Origin of the sequence: Kitasatospora sp. NPDC056076, from assembly GCF_042266305.1 — a bacterium.
Lineage (GTDB): Bacteria > Actinomycetota > Actinomycetes > Streptomycetales > Streptomycetaceae > Kitasatospora.
Genome location: NZ_JBHJWG010000016.1, coordinates 41992 through 59516, shown reverse-complemented (window position 1 = coordinate 59516; position 17525 = coordinate 41992). Strand labels below are relative to the sequence as shown.

Sequence of the window (17525 nt, the reverse complement as noted above, 5' to 3'; positions counted from 1 at the left end):
GGTTAGGCGTGCTGGTCGAACTCCATGGCCTTGATGCCCTGGAGGAGCGCGGTGAGGGCAGCCGGTGTGGTGCGGAGGACGACGCGGCCTTCGTCAGACTCGCGCAGTTCGACGGCCCCGCTGGCTATACGGACCTCCACGCACTCGTTCGAAGCCCCGCTGTAACTGGACTTCTGCCACATGGAGTCACGCATACTTGCCTCGCATCTCATACTCGATGGATCGAATGAACTCCCGCGACTTGGGCTCGGAGAGCGCAACGGAGTTTAGGCGTGCGAACACATCTCGATGGCGCGTCAGGCTCGGCTGGGCGTCGAAGTACATGCTGCCCATTGCAGTATCCATCTGGAGTGTGGCGAGTTCGGGTACGGGGCCCTCGATGAACATGATGTTCTCGCCGCCGCCGGGGAAGGTGTCGAGGTCGAAGGGCACTACGCGGACGGAGATTCGACCAGTCAGCGAGTCGTCGACGAGATGATTCAGCTGATCGGCGAGGACCCGGGGTCCTCCGAACTGCATTCGCAGCGCTGCTTCATGGATGAACGACGCGTACGGTGTTTTGCCATGTCGAACAGCCTCCTTCCGCTGCATGCGGAAGGACGTCCGTGCGTCGAGGTCGTGGCTGGGAGGCGAAGGAGTGAAGCGTGAGAACATCGCAGCCGCGTAGTCCTCGGTCTGCTGCAGGCCTGGGACGTACGTCGTGGCCCAGGTCGAGATGCTGTGCGCGTTCGCCTCAAGCTCGGCGATCTCCAGAAAGTCCGTGGAAAGCGTCCCGCGATACTTCTCCCACCAGCCCTTCCCGCGCTCCGAGACCATGTCGGCCAAGGCATCGATCAGTGGCTGGTTGCCGCAGAGGCATGCCGCGGCTATGGTGCGCAGCCGCTCGACGCTGATGCCGCTCTTCCCGGTCTCCATCTGGGTGACCTGGGCGGCGTGGATGCCGAGTTCGCGTGCCAGCTGGTTGCCGCCGAGGCCGGCCTGCTCCCGCATCCTTCGCAGCTCAGTCCCCACTCGCCGTTGGCGCAGGGTCGGGTTCGGTCGAAGGGCCATGGCGTCCTCTCTGCGGGTACTGCGACCAGTCTGCCCCACGTTAGAGGGAAGTTTTGCGCGAAGGTCTTAAGCGAAAGACTGTGTGCGCTATCGTCGTTCTCACCTCGATCCGACGGATCGTCAGTAACGCTTGCCAGCAAGCGCCGCAGAGCAGCCATGCCCATCTGCCTGGCCTGGCTCACGGCGACGTGTGTCCGCCGGATTCCCCCTCTCAACCACGCCCGGGAGAACTCCCATGCGTCACCTCAACACGCCCTCGCTCGCCCTCGGCCGCCAGTCCCTCCAGGACGCCATGGTCCGCCTCGGCTGGCCCGCCACCACCATCTTCGAGGCCGAACTCTGCCTCCACGAACTCCTCGTGAACGCCTGGCACCACGGCAAGACCCCCGCCCCCGTCGTCCAGATCCTCGCGATGACCCGCAACACCCTCCGGGTCTCCGTCTCCGACGAGAGCCCGCTCTTCCCCGACCTCCACGCCCCCTCCGTCCTCGCCGAGTCCGGACGAGGGCTCCAGCTGGTCGAGGGCCTCACCACCCGCTGGGGCGTCGACCCCCGCGAGCACGGCAAGGTCGTCTGGTTCGAGCTGGACGGTGCCCAGTGAGCCGCCACCCCATGCAGCCGACCGATCCCCGGATCCGCGCTTTCACGGACGCCCACATCCGTACGCTCCTCGCCGAACTCGACGAGCGCGGGCGCAAGTTCGGCCTGATCTTCCCCTCGGTCGCCACCGACCGCACCCTCGACGGCCGCGTCCTGGTCTGCTTCAACACGGCCCCGGCGTCGACCCTGCTGAACCTCCTCACCCTCCTTCTCGACGCCGACCGCGACCGCGACCGCGAGCGGAACACCCCGTGCGGTTCCTGATCGCCGCCGCCTTCGCGACGCTCCTCGCCCTCGCGATCGCCACGGTCGCCCTGGGCGTCGTCACCGCCCTCCGGGCGGCTCCGCCGGAGCCCGACGAGGAGGCCTGAGCGCGAACAGCCGAAGAGGGCCGCCACCGCCCCCGGCGATCACGGCCCCCTGCTGTTCTGCCGCCCTGCTCGGGCCTTCTTCTCGAACCCCGCGATCAGTTCGCGCGGGTCGAAGGTGACCCGGATCCGCGCGATCTTCCCGTCCTCCACGTGCATCCAGTTCGCCGTCGGTGCCGGCGGCGCGATGCTGGTGTTCAGCTCGAACCAGGTGATGACCTCGTCGCCCTCCGCCACCCGCACCTTCACGTCGATCTTCTCCAGCACCTGACCGAGCCCCCGCAGCCCGCCCAGCGCCTGGTCGATCCCGGCCGCCTTGCCGAGCGGGCCCACGAAGTCGACGTCCTCGGCCAGCAGGCCCCGGAGGGTGTCGAAGTCGCCTGCCTCCCAGGCGGTGAAGTAGGTCTCGGCCAGCTCTCGCGCGTTCTTCGTCGTCGTCATGCCTCCATCCTTCCGCCACCTCATCCATCCGTCCAACAGATAGATCCGATGCCAGTTATCATCATCAGTTATGGAGATGCACCAGCTGCGCTACTTCGCCGCCGTCGTCGACGAGGGTTCCTTCACGGCCGCCGCCGCCCGCCTGCATGTCAGCCAGTCCGGAGTGAGCACCCAAGTGGCCAAGCTGGAGAAGGAGTTGGGTCAGACCCTGCTCGACCGCAGCGGCCGCCGGGTCCACCTCACCCCGGTCGGCGAGGCCATCCTCCCGCTCGCCAAGAACGCGCTGGCCACCCTGGACGCCATCCAGCACACCGCCGCCGAGTTCGCCGACGCCGTACGCGGCCGGGTCCGGCTCGGCATGATCATGGGCTGCTCGATCCCGCCGTTCCTGGACACCGTGGCCGACCTCGGCCGTACTCACCCCGGTATCGAGCTGAGCCTCCACGAGGGGCACTCCGACCTGCTCCAGTCCCGGGTCCTGGCGGGCGCCCTCGACCTGGCCCTGATCGGCTACGCGGGCGAGGTGGCCCCCGGCCTGGAGGTCGGGGTGGTGGTCGACGACCCGATCGCCGCCGTCGTTCCCGTCGGCCATCCGCTCGACCGGCCCGGGCTGACCCTCGCCGACCTGCGCGGCGAGAAGATCCTCTGCCTCTCCCCGGGCACCGGGCTCCGCGCCGCCTACGACCGCTCCTGCGCCCAGCTCGGCCTCGACCCGCGCGTGGACATCGAGGCCAGCTCCCCGACGGCGGTGCTCCGCCTGGCCGAGCGCGGCGCCGGGGTGGCCGTGCTCAGCGCCTCCGCCGTGGAGGGCGTCGGCCTGCGGGCCGTCCCGCTGACGGACGCCGCCACGAACGCCCGCCTCGGCCTGGTCGCCCGCCGCGACCAGCACTCCCCGGCCGTGCGCCTCCTCCACGACAAGCTCACGGCGGCGATGCGGACCGACTGAACTGCCACTCCTGACGGGCGATGTGATGGAGTGGAACTCCGAGCCCGAGCCCGAGGAGGCCGCCGTGTCCCGCACGCCGCAGGAGATCTTCCAGAGCTACGTCTACGCCGGTGCGATGACCCGCAACGCCGACGCCCTCGCCGAGTGCTTCACCGAGGACGGCATCCTGGAGGCACCGCTGATGCCCGCCGGCGCCGCCTTCCCCCGGCGGCTGGTGGGTCGCGAGGAGATCCGCACCGTCATGGCCGCGTACTACGCACGGAGCGAGGCGAAAGCCGACCGCCCGCCGAACGTCGAGAAGTCCGCGTACGTGCTGCACACCACCGCCGACCCGGACGTGTTCATCGCCGAGATCGACACGGTCTTCGACGGGGACGAGGGCGAGGAGGACAGGGCCGTCTCCCTGGTGCAGATCGTCCGCGTCCGGGACGGCAGGATCGCCCGCCTCCGGGACTACTTCGCCCCCGACCTCATGAGCTGAACGGGCCGGCCGGCCCCTTCCATCGCCGGTCAGCCCGTCCAGCGCCGGCCGGCCCCTTCCGCCGCCGGTCAGCCCTTCCACCGCGGGTCACGCCCCGAGGCCGCCAACGCGCGCTCCCACGCCGAGGCGTCCTCGGGCACTGCCACCGGCTCCGCGAACCCGCCGTACTGCCGGAAGAGTTCGGCGTTCTCCGCGACGATCCCGCCCACCAGCAGGGCCAGTTCCTCGTCCACCTCGATCGCGCCGCCGACGGCCCGCGCCACGTCCCAGCCGTGCAGCAGCAGCTCCAGGACCAGCATCCGGGCGATCCCCACCGCCGGGAACGGCGAGCCGCCGAGGTCGACGTCCCCCTCCCAGGCCGCCGGGTCGGCCCAGGCCGCCACCGCCCGCTCCAGCTGGGCCGCGTACCCGGCGCGCCAGTCCGGATCCGCCGTGAAGTCCCGCTCGACCAGTGCCGCGGGCAGTTCGAGGCGCCGGGCCCGGTGCTCCAGGCCGTGCGAGGTGTACAGCACCCAGTGGTTGATCAGCGTCCGGGTGTCGAACTCCCCGCAGGGCGTCGGCGCGTCCATCGAGGCCCCGGCCGGGACGCCGGCGGCGACCTCGGAGGCGACGGCGGCGGCACGGGCCAGGAAGGGGTGCAGGGGGTGGGCGTTCATGCCCCGATCGTGCGCCGGGGGGCGCCGCCCGGTCTTGAAGAAACGCGACGGCTAGCCTGGCCCCATGGTTGCCCCCGACCCTCCCGACCTCGGGCGCGGCGTGCTCCACCCGGCCCGGGCCGCCGAGCTGATCAGCGTCGAACGGCTCGCCCCCGCGCCCGCCGTGGCGCGCTTCGTGGAGTTCTACTGGGTGGTTCGCTGGGACCTGGCCGGCCGGCCGCCGTACGAGCAGAAGGTGCTCGCCCACCCGAACGTCCACCTGGTCTTCGAGGCCCCGCGGGCCCGCGTCTACGGGGTGGACCGCTCGCTCTTCGTCCGCCGCCTCGAAGGCACCGGGCACGTGCTGGGCGTGAAGTTCCGGCCCGGCGCCTTCCGGCCCTTCGCGGGGCACGCGGTGAGCGCCCTCGCCGACCGGTCCGTCCCCGCCGCCGACTACTTCGGGCCGGGGGCGGACGAGGCCAACGCCCTGGTCCTGGACGGGCCGGGCGCCGCGCGGGCCGACGCCTTCCTGCTGCCGCGCCTGCCCGCGCCCGACCCGGTGGCCGAGGAGGTCGCCGCGATGGTGGAGCGGATCACCGGCTCCCCGGACCTGCGCCGGGTGGACGACCTGGCCCGCGAGCTGGGCCTGAGCGTCCGCCGTCTCCAGCGGCTGTTCGCCGAGTACGTCGGCGCCTCCCCGAAGTGGGTGCTGCGCCGCGCCCGGCTCCACGAGGCCGCCGAACGCGCCGCGGCGGAAGGGGCGTTGGACCTGGCGGCGCTCGCCGTCGAACTCGGCTACGCCGACCAGGCCCATCTCACCCGGGACTTCACCGCGGCGGTCGGCACCTCCCCGGCCCGCTACGCGGGTTCGGGCTGAACATCAGGCGACTCAGGCGGCCGCCGTCGCCGCCGCGGCCGCCTCGGCGGCGGCCCGGCCACGGGCGCCGGCCCGCTTGGCGTAGGTGATGGTGAAGTAGATCAGCCCGCCGAGCACCGCGAACGGAAGGACGCTGTTGATGGTGACCACCGTGCCGTGCGAGAGCGTGTAGACGAACACGATCCGCAGCGCGGCCTCCAGGATGAACGCGGTGCCCCAGACGACGGTCAGGTTGCGCTGCACCAGCCGGAAGCCCGGGTACTGCCACATCGAGTTCCACCAGGAGACCATCTCCGGGGTGCCGTCGGTGGCGAACTTGCGGCCGAAGTAGAACATGATCGGCTTGGGCGCGGCCAGCGAGGCGAGGTAGAGCACGCCGAGCAGGCCCGAGACGAAGGAGTCCTTGGCCAGCAGCATCTTCGGGTCGGTCGGGCCGACCAGCGAGACCACCAGCGTCAGGGCGACGAAGACCAGCGAGACGACGGCGAACTCGTCGATCCGGCGGTGCCAGGCGAGGTAGATCACCGTGTCGAGCACCGGGCCGAGGCCGGAGAGCAGGATGGCGGTGGACTCGTTGTAGCCGTGGTCGTGCAGCTGGTTGTAGATCATGATCGGCGCGACCACGTTGAAGGCGATGCTGATCAGCCAGCCGAGCGCGGCGGCCTTGCCCTTGCGGGCAGGAGCGGTCGGAGCTACCGCAGTTGACATGGTGGTGTCCCCCGGACGAAACGGTGTGCATGGGCGGCGCCATTGTGGCGGAAGCGACGGTCGGCTGCACAACCCGACGATGTCGACTAATCGTCAGTGGGCGGACGAGGCCCGCCCGCGGCCCGGCCCCACACCAGCCCCAGCCCCAGCCCCAGCCCCAGCCCCAGCCCCAGCCCCAGCCCCAGCCCCAGCCCCGGCTACGCCCCGAGGAAGCGCTGGAGCTCGTCCAGCACGAAGTTCGCCCCGGTGTACCCGATCCCCTGGAACCACAGCTGGTCGTCCACCGGGAACGCCCGGTGCGCCTTGACCGCCCCGAGGCCCTGCCAGCCCGGGCTCGCCAGCGCCGCCTCCTCGCCCGCCTTCTCCGGATCGCCGTAGGTCGCGTACAGCAGCAGGTCGCCGTCCGCCCTGCCGATCTGGTCGAGCGGGATCTCGAAGTCGGACTGGTCGACGTTCTGCGCGTCCGGCCGCCCCACCTCGGCGTCGGCCAGCACACTGCCGGGGAAGCTCTGCCGCCCGAACAGCCGGATCCCGCCGCCCTCCGTGAACCGCACCAGGCTCACCTTGCGCCCGGACAGCTTCGCCGCCGCCAGCGCCCCCGCCACCTGCCCGGCGTGCTTCTGGTACGAGGCGACGAAGGCCGCCCCGGCCGCCACCCGGCCCAATGCCTGGGCGTGCAGCTGGAAGTTCGCCTTCCAGGGCGCCCCGGTGGTCTGGGTGAGCACGGTCGGGGCGATCGCCCGCAGCTGCTCGTACCGGTCGCCGTCGCGGGTCTGGTTGGAGAGGATCAGGTCCGGCCGCAGCGCCCGCAGGGCGGCGAGGTCGGGCGCGCCGGCCGGGCCGACCAGCCGGACGCCCGCCGTGCGGGAGGCCGGCCAGTAGGCGGGGAAGCCGGTGTCGGCGGCCGGGAGCGCGGCCCCGACCGGGGTGATGCCCAGGGTCAGCATGGAGTCGAGCACGTCGGTGTCCAGCACGACCACCCGCAGCGGCTCGCCCGGCACCTGCACCGGCCCGGTCGCGGCGTTCACCGTCACCGGGGGCAGCGGGGTGGGGGAGGGCGTGCCGCTCGCCTCGAAGTCCGCGGCCGGCGGCTGCGAGCCCCCGGAGCCGCTGCACGCCGTCAGCGCGGCGGCCCCGCCGAGTCCGCCGAGCCCGGCGAGGAACGTACGGCGGGAGATCCGGGAGATCCGGGGCATCGGCGGGTCCTCGGGCGGTGAGGCTGCGGTGGGCCCGTCGATTATGTCCGAAATGGTGGCTAAAAGGTCGTTAAGCGTCCACGGCACCGGCGGTTTCCGCCGCCACCGTCCACGGCGCCCCCGGCACGACCAGCGGAGTGCCCGTCACCGGGTCCGGCACCACCACCGAGTCCAGCCCGAACACCTCGCGCACCAGCTCCGCCGTCACCACCTCGCCCGGGGGGCCCTCGGCGACCACCCGGCCGTCCCGCATCGCCACCAGGTGGTCCGCGTACCGGGCCGCCTGGTTGAGGTCGTGCAGCACGGCGACGACCGTCCGGCCGCGCTCGACGTTCAGCCGGCGCACCAGGTCCAGCACCTCCACCTGGTGCGCGATGTCCAGGTAGGTGGTCGGCTCGTCCAGCAGCAGCACGTCGGTGCCCTGGGCGAGCGCCATCGCGATCCAGGCCCGCTGGCGCTGCCCGCCCGACAGCTCGTCCATGCTGCGTTCGGCCAGCTCCGCCGTCGAGGTGCGCTCCAGCGCCTCGGCGACGGCCGCCTCGTCCTCCGCCGACCACTGCTGCCACCAGCTCTGGTGCGGCTGGCGGCCGCGCGAGACCAGGTCCGCCACCGAGATGCCCTCCGGCGCGGTCGGCGACTGCGGCAGCAGGCCGAGCCGCTGGGCGATCCGCTTGGTCGGGATCCGGGCCAGCTCCTCGCCGTCGAGCAGCACCGCGCCGCGCACCGGCTTCAACAGCCGGCCCAGCGCCCGCAGCAGCGTCGACTTGCCGCAGGCGTTCGGGCCGACGATCACCGTCACCCGCCCGTCCGGGATGCCGACGTCCAGGCCCTCGACGACCGTGCGCGCCTCGTAGGCCAGGGTGAGGCCCCGGGCCTCCAGGCGGTGCGGGCCCGCCGTCGTACGGTGCGTGCTCGCGGTCATCGGGAACCTCCACGGCGGGATCGGATCAACAGCCACATCAGGTACGGCGCGCCGACCATGCCGGTCACCACGCCCACCGGCAGCTCGGTCGGGGCGAGCAGCCGCCGGGCGATCAGGTCCGCCAGGACCACCACCATCGCCCCGGTCAGCGCCGAGCACAGCAGCGGCACCTGCGCCGAGCGGGCCAGCCGCAGCGCGATCTGCGGGGCCATCAGCGCCACGAAGTCCACCGGCCCGGCGGCGCCCGCCGCGCAGGAGGCCAGCACGATGCCCAGCAGCGCCATGCCCAGCCGGATCCGGTCCAGCCGCAGCCCGAGGCCCACGGCCGTCGCGTCGTCGAAGGAGATCGACCGCTGCGCCCGCGCCGCCCACAACGCCACCGGCAGGGCCGCCAGCAGCACCCAGGCCAGCCATCCGGCCTGGTCGAAGCCGGTGCCGTTCAGACTGCCGGTCATCCACACCTTCGCGGCCTGCGCCTGGAAGCCGTCGCCCTTGGTCAGGAAGACGGAGGTCAGCGAGGACAGCGCCACGCTGATCCCGATCCCGATCAGCACGAAGCGCTGGGCGTGCAGCCCCCGCCGCCAGGCCAGCGCGTACACCAGCAGCCCGGCCGCCAGCCCGCCGCCGACCGCCGCGTACGGCGCCTGCCCGGTCGAGCCGACCACCCCGTACGCCGTCAGCCCGACCACGGTGACGGTCGCGCCCCAGGTCACGCCCACCACGTCCGGGCTGGCCAGCGGATTGCGGGCGACGGTCTGCACCAGCGCCCCGGCCAGCCCGAGCGCCGCCCCGACCAGCAGCCCCACCACCACCCGCGGCAGCCGGAACTCCCCGACCACCAGCTCGTCCGGACTCGGCTGCCCCAGCACCACCTTGACCACCTCGCCCGGCGAGACGGTCGACTCACCCAGGCACAGCGAGGCCACCACCGTCGCCGCCAGCACGACCAGCAGCCCGGCGGCGGCCAGCGCCGACCGCCGGTGCAGCAGGAACGAGGCCCGCCCGGCCCGCACCACCGAGTAGCCCCGGAGCGAAACCGACGTCATGCGCCCACCTCGCTGCGCTCGGCAGGGGCATGCCCCAACGCGCGCCTCTCAACGGTTCCCTCGCTGCGCTCGCTCACGCCGCCACCACCTTCCGCCGCCGCACCAGGGCCACCAGCACCGGCACCCCCACCAGCGCCGTCATCACGCCCGCCGGGACCTCCGAGGGCGGGAACAGCACCCGGCCGAGGGTGTCCGCGAGCAGCAGCAGGGCCGGGCCGAGGACGGCCGAGAAGGCGAGGATCCAGCGGTGGTCGGCACCGGCCACCGCCCGGGCGGCGTGCGGCACGGCGAGGCCGATGAAGGCGATCGGGCCGGCCGCCGCGACCGCCGAGCCGGTCAGCACGGTGGCGCCCAGCGCGCCGACCGCCCGGACCAGGCCGGTCTTCGCGCCCAGCCCCTTCGCGGTGTCCTCGCCGAGCGCCAGCGCGTCCAGCCCGCGCGCCACCGCCACCACCAGCACGGTGCCGACGGCCAGGAACGGCAGCAGCTGCCAGGCCACGTCCGCCGTCCGGCCGGAGAGCGAGCCGACGTGCCAGAACCGGAACTGGTCCATGGTGGCCGCGTCGGTGGTCAGCACCAGGGTGTTCAGCGAGGCGATGAACGCGGACATCGCCGAACCGGCCAGCGCCAGCTTGATCGGCGTCGCCCCGCCCCGGCCGCGCCCGGCCAGGCCGTACACCAGCACGGTGGCGATCACGGCGCCCGCGAAGCCGAACCAGACGTACCCGGTGAGGGTGGAGACCCCGAAGCCCGAGATGGCGACCACCACGCCCGCCGCCGCGCCCTGCGAGACCCCGAGGATGCCGGGGTCGGCGATCGGATTGCGGGTCAGGCCCTGCATCACCGCGCCGGCCAGCCCGAGCGCGGCACCCACGGCCAGCCCGACCACCGTCCGGGGCACCCGCAGCTCGCGGATCACCACGGCGTCGGCGGAGCCGCCGCCGTGCAGCAGCGCGTCGACGGTCGCCGACAGCGGCACCGTGCGGCTGCCGACCGCCAGGCTCAGCAGCACCGCGACGGCCAGCACGGCCAGTGCGGCGGCGAGCCACAGTATTCGGTGACGGGGTGTCCGCCGTCTGCCCGGCGGTGCGGTGGTGGTGCCGGTCGGTGCGGTGGTGTCGGTCATGAGCCCTCTCCGCGGAAAACTCAGGTAAACCTAAGTTCCGCCTCGGAGGCGGGGCAAATCGCCTCGTCCCGGCCCGGGCCCGTTGGGTAGCCTGGCGGCATGCCCGCGACCCCGCCCGCCCCGCTCACCGTCGGCTTCGACCTGGACATGACGCTGCTGGACACCCGGCCCGGCATCCACGCCACCTACCGGGCGCTCTCCGCCGAGACCGGCGTCCCCGTCGACGCCGACCTGGTGGTCACCCGGCTCGGCCCGCCGCTGCTGGACGAGATCCGCAACTGGTTCCCGGCCGAGGAGGCCGAGCGGGCCGTCGCCCGCTACCGCGAGCTGTACCGGGAGCACGCCTTCGCCCCGACCGTGCCGCTGCCCGGCGCCCACGCCGCCGTCGAGGCGGTCCGCGCCCACGGCGGCCGGATCGCCGTGATCACCGGCAAGTACGAGCCGAACGCCCGCCTCCACCTGGAGCACGCCGGACTGGACGCGGACGTCCTGGTCGGCGACCTCTGGGCGGAGACCAAGGGCGAGGCGCTGCGCGCGCACGGCGCGAGCATCTACGTCGGCGACCACCTCGGCGACATCGTCGGCGCCCGGCACGCGGACGCCGTCGCGGTCGCCGTGGCCACCGGCCCGTACGACGCCGACCAGCTGCGCGAGGCCGGGGCGGACGTGGTGCTCACCGACCTCACCGGCTTCCCGGAGTGGCTCGACCGGCACCTCGGCCCGAACCAGGACTCCAGGGGCCAGGACTCCCGGGGCTAGGACTCCTGGGGCGCGATCCGGGCGCGCTGGGCCCGGGCGTTCAGGAACAGCCCGGTCAGCGCGGACAGGAAACCGGCCGGCATCAGCATGCTCAGCCAGTACATGGCCGTCGGCAGCGGCGTCAGGTGCAGGAACAGCGGGACGAAGGTGACCAGGGTGGCGAGCGTGCCGAGCCCGAAGACCACCGTCCCGGCCTTGACGTACACGTCGCCGGGTTCGGCGCTCTGGCTGCTCACGTCCGCTCACTCCTCCGAGCCGCGCCGGGCCGCCCGTCCGGGGCCCGGTCCGCGCCCCAGTCTGGCAGAACCGCCCCCGCGGCGGCCCACCGGAGCGGCTCGGTCACGTTGCGCAGTTTCCCGGCAGCGATGCGTTTTGATCCCTGCTGGGCGAGGGTATGCAGGGGGTGCCGAGGGGCGCTACAGGTGCGTCCCGTGTCCTCAGACCCGGGGGTGTGAGCCGATGGACTGCGCAGAACCGCGCCCCGGCCGTGCCAGTACCGGGTCGTCCGTGACCGCGAGATCCCCGCGCGCCCGTCGGCCCCTCCGGCCCTCGGAACGCGGAGCGATCGCGGACCGCTGACGAGGCAGTGACGGACCATTAGTCTGCTCCTGACAACGCGCCGGCCGTGAGCGCCCACGGGCTCCGAGTCGAGGTCGGCCGTCTTTCTCCCCACACCACCCAGTGATCCCCGGCCAGGGCCGGGATCCCTCACACCCATTCGAGGACTGTTCGAGATGCCCACCGGCCAGGTCAAGTGGTTCAACGAGACGAAGGGCTTCGGCTTCCTGTCGCGCGACGACGGTGACGACGTCTTCGTCCACACCAAGGCGCTGCCCGCCGGTGTCACCGTGCTGAAGCCGGGCCAGCGGGTCGAGTTCGGCGTGGTCGCCGGGCACCGCGGGGACCAGGCGATGGCCGTGCAGCTGCTGGACGCGCTGCCGTCGGTGGCCGCCGCCCAGCGCCGCAGCGCCGACGACATGGCGCCGATCGTCCAGGACCTGATCACCACCCTGGACGCGGTGCTGCCCGGCCTCCAGCGCGGCCGCTACCCGGCCAAGCCGACCGGCCAGAAGCTGGCCGGCCTGCTGCGCGCGGTGGCCGACCAGTTCGACGTCTGAGGCCCCGAGGGGTCTAGAACGCGAGCGCACCCGGGTCGAGCGGGGGCACCAGCCCCTCCGCGGCGGCCCGGGTGAGCAGCGCGCGGACGGCTTGGTAGCCCTCCTCGCCGAGGTCGGCGGTGAACTCGTTGACGTACAGCCCGATGTGCTGGTCGGCCACGGCCGGGTCCATCTCCTGGGCGTGCGCCAGCACGTACTCCCGGCTGGCGGCCGGATCCGCCCAGGCCTGCCGGACGGACGCGCGGATCGTCGCGGCGAGCTCGCGCAGCCGCTCGGCGCCCAGCGAGCGCCGGGCCACGATCGCCCCCAGCGGGATCGGCAGGCCGGTCTCCGCCTCCCAGGCCTCGCCCATGTCGGCCAGGCTGTGCAGGCCGTACTGCTGGTACGTGAAGCGGGCCTCGTGGATCACCAGGCCGGCGTCCACCCGGCCGTCCCGGACGGCGGGCATGATCTCGTGGAACGGCAGGACGACGATCTCGCCGAAGCCGCCCGGCACCGCCTTCGCCGCCCAGAGCCGGAACAGCAGGTAGGCGGTGGAGCGCTCGGAGGGCACCGCGACGGTCCGCCCGGCCAGGTCCGCGGGCGAGGCCACGCCCGGCAGGGTGAGCACCAGCGGCCCGCAGCCGCGCCCCAGCGCGCCGCCGCAGGGCAGCAGGGCGTACTCCTCCAGGACCCACGGCAGCGCGCCGTAGCTGATCTTCAACACGTCCAGCTCGCCGCGCTCGGCCAGGCCGTTGGTGATGTCGATGTCGGCGAAGGTCACCTCGGGGGCGTCCGCCCCGGGGACTTCGCCGTGCGCCCAGGCGTGGAACACGAAGGTGTCGTTCGGGCAGGGCGAGTACGCGATGCTCAGCCGTTCAGCCACGGCCGGCCTCCTCGATCAGTTCTCGGACGGGAAGCGCGGCGAAGGCCCGCTCCAGGGCGGCCAGCGCCTCGCCGATCCGCCAGGCGGCCCGGTCGCGCGGGCCCACCGGGTTGGACACGGTGCGCAGCTCGAAGGCCGGCACGCCGAACCGGGCGGCGGCCTCGGCCACGCCGAAGCCCTCCATCGCCTCGGCCGCGGCCCCCGGGTGACGGGCGGCCAGCGCGGCGGCCCGCTCGGTGCTGCCGGTCACCGTGGAGACGGTCAGCACCGGGCCGGTCACGGCCCGGACGTCGCGGTCCGCCAGGGCCCGTTCGGCCAGGGCGACGACGGCCGGGGGAGGGGTGTGCCGGGTGGTGCCGAAGCCCAGCTCGGTGACGTCGGCGAAGCCCTCGGGGGTCTCGGCGCCGAGGTCGGCGGCCACGACCGCCGACGCCAGCACGGTCGCGCCGACCGGCGCGTGCGGGGCGAAGCCGCCGGCGATCCCGGCGGAGGCGACCAGGCCGTACGGGCCGGCCGCCAGCGCGGCGCAGGCGCCCGCCGCTGCGGCGGCGGGGCCGACGCCCGCGGCCAGCACGTCCACCGGCGCGCCCGCGCAGCGGTGCAGGGTGCCGCCGGGCAGCGGCAGGTCGGCGGCGCCGCCGGGCAGGCCGCGCAGCACCGCCTCGGCCTCGGCCGGCACCGCGACGACCACGAGCAGCCGGGCCCGTTCGGGGCCCGGCTGCCCGGGGTGCGCTTCGGAGACCTGTGCGGTCATCGCGGGGAGCGTCAGTCGTTCTTGGTGTTCAGCTGGAAGTACCACACCGCGATCGGGCTCTCCGACTTCTTGTCGATCTCGACCACGGTGATCACGGTCTTGCCGCTGGAGTTCAGCACCTTGCCCGCGGTCTGGGAGCCGGAGAAGCTCGGGCCCTGGGCGTAGGAGAACAGGCTGGTCTGCCCGCCCTGGCTGCTGGCGCCACCGTTGCTGGAGGCCCACCAGCCGGTCTTGGCCACGTTCGGGCTGACGCCGACGCCGATCCGGTCGCTCGCCCGCACGTCGGACTGCGGGAGGTCGCCGCTGGCCAGGGCCTGCTTGGCCGCGGTCTGGCACTGGTCCTGCTGGTCGTCGCTCAGCGGGCTGCCGCCGTTCCAGCACAGCGGGTCCGCGACGGTCGACGTGGTGCCGACCTGGAGGGTGGCCCGGTGGGTGTTGTGCTCGGTCTGCCCGGCGGCGATCGCGACGGAGGTGCCCACCGTGGCGGCGCCGACCACGACGACGGCGCCGAGGGCGGCGATGACACGGGTATTGAGGCTCATGCGACAGAATCTACCGGGCCCGGGCGATCACGCGACGCGGGGGTCGGCCACCGCGTGTTGCCCCGTCGTGGAAACCGACCGGTTCAGGCCGTTTCAGGCCACCCTGGGCGCGGCCGGGTGCCGCCGCAGGCCCAGCCGCAGCAGCGAACGGGCCGTCCACAGCAGCACCAGGCCGACCACCGAGGCGGCGATCGACAGGCCCAGCACCCCGTTCAGCGGCAGCACGATGCCGACCCCGCCGCCGACCACCCAGGACATCTGCATCAGGGTCTCCGAACGGGCGAACGCCGAGGTCCGCACCGCCTCCGGGACGTCCCGCTGGATCAGCGCGTCCAGCGCCAGCTTGCCGAACGAGGCCGCCATCCCGGACACCGCGGCGACCAGAACCACCGTCACCACGCCGTACCAGAGCGCGGCCGCCGCCGTCACACAGGTCGCCAGCAGCAGCATCGCGGTGACCGTCGCCTCCGGGCCCCGGGTGCGCAGCCAGGAGCCCAGCACCGAGCCCAGCGCGTTGCCCGTCCCGGCGGCCAGCGCCACCAGGCCCAGCGCCAGGGTCGGCCGCAGGCCGCCGATCGGGTCGGTGCGCAGCAGGAAGGCCAGGAAGAACACCAGGAAGCCGACCAGCCAGCGCATCCCCGCCATCGCCCGCAGCGCCAGCACCACCGAGGGGCCGACGGTGCGCAGCGAGGCCTTGACCTTCGGGGGCTTGTGGTGGATCAGGTGCGAGCCGCCGCCCGGGGCCTCGGCGGACACCTCGGCGTGCAGCACGGCCCGCTGCTCGCCCTTCGCCGAGTCCACCGCGTGCGGCAGGTGGAAGGCCATCAGGGTGCCGATCACGAACACCAGGAAGGCGCCGCGCAGCGGCCAGCCGGGCCCGATCAGGTGCAGCAGCCCGCCCACCGCGGCCGCCACCCCGGTGGCCAGCAGCCCGGCCAGGGTGACCCGGGAGTTCGCCTTCACCAGCGACAGCCGGCTCGGCAGCAGCCGGGGCACCACCACGCTGCGCACCACCCCGTACGCCTTGGACGCCACCAGCACGCCCAGTGCCTCCGGGTAGAGCGCGATGCCGCCGCCGGAGATCACCCCGGCCATCGTCCAGGCCAGTACGGCCCGGGCCAGCATCGACATCGCCATGGCGGCCCGGCGGCCGTGCGGCAGCCGGTCCAGCAGCGGGCCGATCACCGGGGCGAGCAGGGCGAACGGCGCCATCGTGATCAGCAGGTAGAGCGCGACCCGGCCGCGGGCCTCGCCGGTGGGGACGGAGAAGAAGATGGTGGAGGCCAGCGCGATGGTGATCAGCATGTCGCCGAAGGAGTTCAGCGCGTGCAGCTCGATCAGCTTCGCCAGGCCGGACTCGCCCGCGCCCTCGGCCGAGGTGGCCCGGCGGATCCGGCGGCCGGTGCCGTGCACCAGCTTGCCGGTGCGCAGGCCGGCGGCGGAGGCGGTGCGGACCAGGAAGGGGCGGTGGGGCTCGGGGGCGTCCTCGTCGGCCTCCTCGGCGGCTCCCGCGACCGCTTCCGTGACGGTTTCCTCGTCGGCGCCCGTGACGGCTTCCGCGACGGCTTCCGTGACGGCTCCTGTGACGGGGCGGTCGGGCTTCTCCAGGTCGACCCGGTCGGCTGCGGACGGCCCGCCGCCCGCCACCGGCTGCGGTTCGCCCGCATCGGGGAGGGGAGACTGTTGTCGCGGCGCGGCCTGCGTCTCGTCGGGGCTGCCGGCCTGCGAGGGGCGCAGTGCGTGCTGCGACGGGTTTTCGTCCGCCACAAGCCCATCCTGCCCCAGATTCGCCGGGGTGACGCGGGATTCGGCTCCGCTCGGCGCGGCCTCCGGAAGGCTCGGCTCCGCCCCGGACTGTGCCGGGGCGCCGACCGGCGGGTAGCCTGCCCCAAGGTCCGCCCGCGTGGGCGCCGGGGCGCCGGCAGGCCGGACGGGCGGCGCGGTCGGTACCCGTGGCGGCCCCAGGTCGCGCAGAATGGACGCGGGACTACCGAGCCGCGACGGAGAAGGCAACACGCCGTGGGCGACAGAAGAACTGGGAGAGAATCGACGCCGTGAGTGCTGCGATGCGAAGCCGTACCCCCGACCGGCTCTGTGCCGACGCCGTCGAACTCGCCCGCCAGGCTGCCGAGGAGGCCGTCGGGCCCGAGGCCGTCGGCCCGCACCTCGGTGCGCAGGCGGACGCCGACCGCGTCGTCACCCACAGCTTCGAGTGCCTGGACGCGGCCTACCGCGGCTGGCACTGGGCGGTCACCGTCGCCCGGGCCCCGCGCGCGAAGAACGTGACCGTGGACGAGGTCGTGCTGCTGCCCGGCCCCGACGCGGTGCTCGCGCCGGAGTGGGTGCCGTGGAGTGAGCGGCTGCGCCCGGGCGACATGGGCCCCGGCGACCTGCTGCCCACCGGCGCCGACGACGCCCGGCTGGAGCCGGGCTGGACCGGCGAGGACGAGCCCGCGCCGAACTCCGCCGTCGCCCTGGCCGCCGAGGAGGACGTGGTCCTCAGCGACCCGCACGTCCAGCCCGCGCCGGCCCGCGCCCGGATCAACGCCGTCGCCGAGGAGCTCGGCCTGGGCCGCAGCAGGGTCCTCTCCCGGCTCGGCCTGCACCTGGCCGCCGACCGCTGGGAGAAGGCCCACGGCTCGCAGACCCCGATGGCGCAGGCCGCCCCGGCGGCGTGCGGCAGCTGCGGCTTCCTGATCACGATCGGCGGCTCGCTCGGACAGGCCTTCGGCGTGTGCGGCAACGAGTTCGGCCCGGCCGACGGCCAGATCGTCTCCTTCGCGTACGGCTGCGGCGGGCACTCCGAGGCGGCCGTCATCCCGGCCCCGCCGGCGCCGTCCGAGCTGATCCTGGACGAGCTGGTGGTCGAGCCGCTGCAGCTCCACCCGGACCGGACCTCCGGCTCGGTCGAGCCGGACGCCCCGGCCGAGGAGCTCGGCCACTCCTGACGTTCCCCGTCCGCGGGCCCGCCCCCCGCACCCGGGGGGGGGGGCGCCCCCGGGGGGGGGGGGGGGGGGCCCCCCCGGGGGGGGGGCCCCCCCCCCCGCCCGCCCGGGGGGGGCCCCCCCGCGCGGTGTAAAAACAACCCGCC

At 73.8% G+C, this 17525-nt stretch carries 22 protein-coding genes; 8 read left to right on the top strand and 14 right to left on the bottom strand.

Annotated elements, in window-relative coordinates:
* Window positions 1–2: 2 nt before the first annotated feature.
* Entirely contained in the window at window positions 3–182 is a 180-nt protein-coding gene (locus ACFC1T_RS15770) for a DUF397 domain-containing protein (protein ID WP_375888624.1), read from the bottom strand.
* Window positions 183–186: 4 nt separating this feature from the next.
* Entirely contained in the window at window positions 187–1050 is an 864-nt protein-coding gene (locus ACFC1T_RS15765) for a helix-turn-helix domain-containing protein (RefSeq protein ID WP_375888622.1), read from the bottom strand.
* Between the two features lie 235 nt (window positions 1051–1285).
* Here ACFC1T_RS15765 and ACFC1T_RS15760 point away from each other — a divergent pair, with 235 nt between their 5' ends.
* Both ACFC1T_RS15760 and ACFC1T_RS15755 read left to right on the top strand, forming a co-directional pair.
* Window positions 1286–1651: an ATP-binding protein gene (locus tag ACFC1T_RS15760; protein ID WP_375888620.1), complete on the top strand. Its 366-nt coding sequence runs from the start codon at window positions 1286–1288 to the stop codon at window positions 1649–1651.
* Window positions 1652–1662: 11 nt separating this feature from the next.
* Window positions 1663–1914 (top strand): hypothetical protein, encoded by a 252-nt coding sequence (locus tag ACFC1T_RS15755; protein WP_375888618.1) that lies wholly within the window; start codon window positions 1663–1665, stop codon window positions 1912–1914.
* 146 nt (window positions 1915–2060) lie between these two features.
* Here ACFC1T_RS15755 and ACFC1T_RS15750 read toward each other — a convergent pair whose 3' ends face one another.
* Window positions 2061–2459: a nuclear transport factor 2 family protein gene (locus tag ACFC1T_RS15750; protein ID WP_375888615.1), complete on the bottom strand. Its 399-nt coding sequence runs from the start codon at window positions 2457–2459 to the stop codon at window positions 2061–2063.
* A 70-nt stretch (window positions 2460–2529) separates the two neighbouring features.
* On the opposite strand from ACFC1T_RS15750, the gene ACFC1T_RS15745 reads away from it, so the two are divergent.
* Both ACFC1T_RS15745 and ACFC1T_RS15740 read left to right on the top strand, forming a co-directional pair.
* Window positions 2530–3405: a LysR family transcriptional regulator gene (locus ACFC1T_RS15745; RefSeq protein WP_375888613.1), complete on the top strand. Its 876-nt coding sequence runs from the start codon at window positions 2530–2532 to the stop codon at window positions 3403–3405.
* A 64-nt stretch (window positions 3406–3469) separates the two neighbouring features.
* Window positions 3470–3886 (top strand): nuclear transport factor 2 family protein, encoded by a 417-nt coding sequence (locus ACFC1T_RS15740; RefSeq protein WP_375888612.1) that lies wholly within the window; start codon window positions 3470–3472, stop codon window positions 3884–3886.
* Window positions 3887–3954: 68 nt separating this feature from the next.
* Here ACFC1T_RS15740 and ACFC1T_RS15735 read toward each other — a convergent pair whose 3' ends face one another.
* Window positions 3955–4542 carry a TIGR03086 family metal-binding protein gene (locus tag ACFC1T_RS15735; RefSeq protein ID WP_375888610.1) on the bottom strand — a complete coding sequence of 196 codons (588 nt, stop codon included), beginning with the start codon at window positions 4540–4542 and terminating at the stop codon, window positions 3955–3957.
* A gap of 64 nt (window positions 4543–4606) precedes the next feature.
* Here ACFC1T_RS15735 and ACFC1T_RS15730 point away from each other — a divergent pair, with 64 nt between their 5' ends.
* Window positions 4607–5398 carry a DUF6597 domain-containing transcriptional factor gene (locus tag ACFC1T_RS15730; RefSeq protein WP_375888607.1) on the top strand — a complete coding sequence of 264 codons (792 nt, stop codon included), beginning with the start codon at window positions 4607–4609 and terminating at the stop codon, window positions 5396–5398.
* Between the two features lie 12 nt (window positions 5399–5410).
* Here the strand turns inward: ACFC1T_RS15730 and ACFC1T_RS15725 are convergent, their stop codons facing one another.
* The 5 genes from ACFC1T_RS15725 to ACFC1T_RS15705 form a co-directional block, all read right to left on the bottom strand.
* Complete coding sequence (locus tag ACFC1T_RS15725) at window positions 5411–6106, bottom strand: VC0807 family protein (protein WP_375888604.1); 696 nt, start codon at window positions 6104–6106, stop codon at window positions 5411–5413.
* A gap of 197 nt (window positions 6107–6303) precedes the next feature.
* Window positions 6304–7302 carry an ABC transporter substrate-binding protein gene (locus tag ACFC1T_RS15720; protein WP_375888602.1) on the bottom strand — a complete coding sequence of 333 codons (999 nt, stop codon included), beginning with the start codon at window positions 7300–7302 and terminating at the stop codon, window positions 6304–6306.
* A 70-nt stretch (window positions 7303–7372) separates the two neighbouring features.
* Window positions 7373–8224: an ABC transporter ATP-binding protein gene (locus tag ACFC1T_RS15715; RefSeq protein WP_375888600.1), complete on the bottom strand. Its 852-nt coding sequence runs from the start codon at window positions 8222–8224 to the stop codon at window positions 7373–7375.
* On the bottom strand, window positions 8221–9270 hold the full coding sequence (locus ACFC1T_RS15710; RefSeq protein WP_375888598.1) for a FecCD family ABC transporter permease: 1050 nt from the start codon (window positions 9268–9270) through the stop codon (window positions 8221–8223). The genes ACFC1T_RS15715 and ACFC1T_RS15710 overlap by 4 nt, the downstream gene beginning before the upstream one ends.
* A 73-nt stretch (window positions 9271–9343) precedes the next feature.
* The gene (locus ACFC1T_RS15705) at window positions 9344–10396 is read right to left on the bottom strand and encodes a FecCD family ABC transporter permease (RefSeq protein ID WP_375888596.1); all 1053 of its coding nucleotides are present in this window, start codon (window positions 10394–10396) and stop codon (window positions 9344–9346) included.
* Between the two features lie 99 nt (window positions 10397–10495).
* On the opposite strand from ACFC1T_RS15705, the gene ACFC1T_RS15700 reads away from it, so the two are divergent.
* The gene (locus ACFC1T_RS15700; protein ID WP_375888593.1) at window positions 10496–11155 is read left to right on the top strand and encodes an HAD family hydrolase; all 660 of its coding nucleotides are present in this window, start codon (window positions 10496–10498) and stop codon (window positions 11153–11155) included.
* Here the strand turns inward: ACFC1T_RS15700 and ACFC1T_RS15695 are convergent.
* A complete protein-coding gene (locus ACFC1T_RS15695) occupies window positions 11152–11391 on the bottom strand; it encodes a hypothetical protein (RefSeq protein ID WP_375888591.1) in 240 nt (79 codons plus the stop codon). The genes ACFC1T_RS15700 and ACFC1T_RS15695 overlap by 4 nt on opposite strands.
* 498 nt (window positions 11392–11889) lie before the next feature.
* Between ACFC1T_RS15695 and ACFC1T_RS15690 the strand changes: the two genes are divergently transcribed.
* Window positions 11890–12273, top strand: coding sequence for a cold-shock protein (locus ACFC1T_RS15690; RefSeq protein WP_350504961.1), 384 nt, complete (start codon window positions 11890–11892; stop codon window positions 12271–12273).
* A 13-nt stretch (window positions 12274–12286) separates the two neighbouring features.
* Here ACFC1T_RS15690 and ACFC1T_RS15685 read toward each other — a convergent pair whose 3' ends face one another.
* From ACFC1T_RS15685 to ACFC1T_RS15670, 4 genes are all read right to left on the bottom strand, one after another.
* Complete coding sequence (locus ACFC1T_RS15685) at window positions 12287–13138, bottom strand: menaquinone biosynthesis family protein (RefSeq protein ID WP_375888589.1); 852 nt, start codon at window positions 13136–13138, stop codon at window positions 12287–12289.
* The gene (locus tag ACFC1T_RS15680; protein ID WP_375888588.1) at window positions 13131–13892 is read right to left on the bottom strand and encodes a futalosine hydrolase; all 762 of its coding nucleotides are present in this window, start codon (window positions 13890–13892) and stop codon (window positions 13131–13133) included. The genes ACFC1T_RS15685 and ACFC1T_RS15680 overlap by 8 nt, the downstream gene beginning before the upstream one ends.
* A gap of 11 nt (window positions 13893–13903) precedes the next feature.
* The gene (locus tag ACFC1T_RS15675) at window positions 13904–14434 is read right to left on the bottom strand and encodes a hypothetical protein (protein ID WP_375888585.1); all 531 of its coding nucleotides are present in this window, start codon (window positions 14432–14434) and stop codon (window positions 13904–13906) included.
* 93 nt (window positions 14435–14527) lie between these two features.
* Window positions 14528–15892, bottom strand: a complete 1365-nt coding sequence (locus ACFC1T_RS15670) for an MFS transporter (protein WP_375888857.1) — start codon at window positions 15890–15892, stop codon at window positions 14528–14530.
* A 608-nt stretch (window positions 15893–16500) separates the two neighbouring features.
* On the opposite strand from ACFC1T_RS15670, the gene ACFC1T_RS15665 reads away from it, so the two are divergent.
* The gene (locus ACFC1T_RS15665) at window positions 16501–17382 is read left to right on the top strand and encodes a DUF3027 domain-containing protein (protein WP_375888854.1); all 882 of its coding nucleotides are present in this window, start codon (window positions 16501–16503) and stop codon (window positions 17380–17382) included.
* The last annotated feature ends 143 nt before the right edge of the window (window positions 17383–17525 follow it).

Excerpts from the sequence above, each read along its gene's own strand:
- ACFC1T_RS15705 (WP_375888596.1), bottom strand. The coding sequence starts at position 10,396 with ATGACCGACACCACCGCACCGACCGGCACCACCACCGCACCGCCGGGC.
- ACFC1T_RS15760 (WP_375888620.1), top strand. The coding sequence starts at position 1,286 with ATGCGTCACCTCAACACGCCCTCGCTCGCCCTCGGCCGCCAGTCCCTC.
- ACFC1T_RS15735 (WP_375888610.1), bottom strand. The coding sequence starts at position 4,542 with ATGAACGCCCACCCCCTGCACCCCTTCCTGGCCCGTGCCGCCGCCGTC.
- ACFC1T_RS15690 (WP_350504961.1), top strand. The coding sequence starts at position 11,890 with ATGCCCACCGGCCAGGTCAAGTGGTTCAACGAGACGAAGGGCTTCGGC.
- ACFC1T_RS15730 (WP_375888607.1), top strand. The coding sequence starts at position 4,607 with ATGGTTGCCCCCGACCCTCCCGACCTCGGGCGCGGCGTGCTCCACCCG.
- ACFC1T_RS15700 (WP_375888593.1), top strand. The coding sequence starts at position 10,496 with ATGCCCGCGACCCCGCCCGCCCCGCTCACCGTCGGCTTCGACCTGGAC.
- ACFC1T_RS15750 (WP_375888615.1), bottom strand. The coding sequence starts at position 2,459 with ATGACGACGACGAAGAACGCGCGAGAGCTGGCCGAGACCTACTTCACC.
- ACFC1T_RS15710 (WP_375888598.1), bottom strand. The coding sequence starts at position 9,270 with ATGACGTCGGTTTCGCTCCGGGGCTACTCGGTGGTGCGGGCCGGGCGG.
- ACFC1T_RS15725 (WP_375888604.1), bottom strand. The coding sequence starts at position 6,106 with ATGTCAACTGCGGTAGCTCCGACCGCTCCTGCCCGCAAGGGCAAGGCC.
- ACFC1T_RS15765 (WP_375888622.1), bottom strand. The coding sequence starts at position 1,050 with ATGGCCCTTCGACCGAACCCGACCCTGCGCCAACGGCGAGTGGGGACT.
- ACFC1T_RS15680 (WP_375888588.1), bottom strand. The coding sequence starts at position 13,892 with ATGACCGCACAGGTCTCCGAAGCGCACCCCGGGCAGCCGGGCCCCGAA.
- ACFC1T_RS15675 (WP_375888585.1), bottom strand. The coding sequence starts at position 14,434 with ATGAGCCTCAATACCCGTGTCATCGCCGCCCTCGGCGCCGTCGTCGTG.
- ACFC1T_RS15715 (WP_375888600.1), bottom strand. The coding sequence starts at position 8,224 with ATGACCGCGAGCACGCACCGTACGACGGCGGGCCCGCACCGCCTGGAG.
- ACFC1T_RS15755 (WP_375888618.1), top strand. The coding sequence starts at position 1,663 with ATGCAGCCGACCGATCCCCGGATCCGCGCTTTCACGGACGCCCACATC.
- ACFC1T_RS15770 (WP_375888624.1), bottom strand. The coding sequence starts at position 182 with ATGTGGCAGAAGTCCAGTTACAGCGGGGCTTCGAACGAGTGCGTGGAG.
- ACFC1T_RS15720 (WP_375888602.1), bottom strand. The coding sequence starts at position 7,302 with ATGCCCCGGATCTCCCGGATCTCCCGCCGTACGTTCCTCGCCGGGCTC.
- ACFC1T_RS15665 (WP_375888854.1), top strand. The coding sequence starts at position 16,501 with ATGCGAAGCCGTACCCCCGACCGGCTCTGTGCCGACGCCGTCGAACTC.
- ACFC1T_RS15745 (WP_375888613.1), top strand. The coding sequence starts at position 2,530 with ATGGAGATGCACCAGCTGCGCTACTTCGCCGCCGTCGTCGACGAGGGT.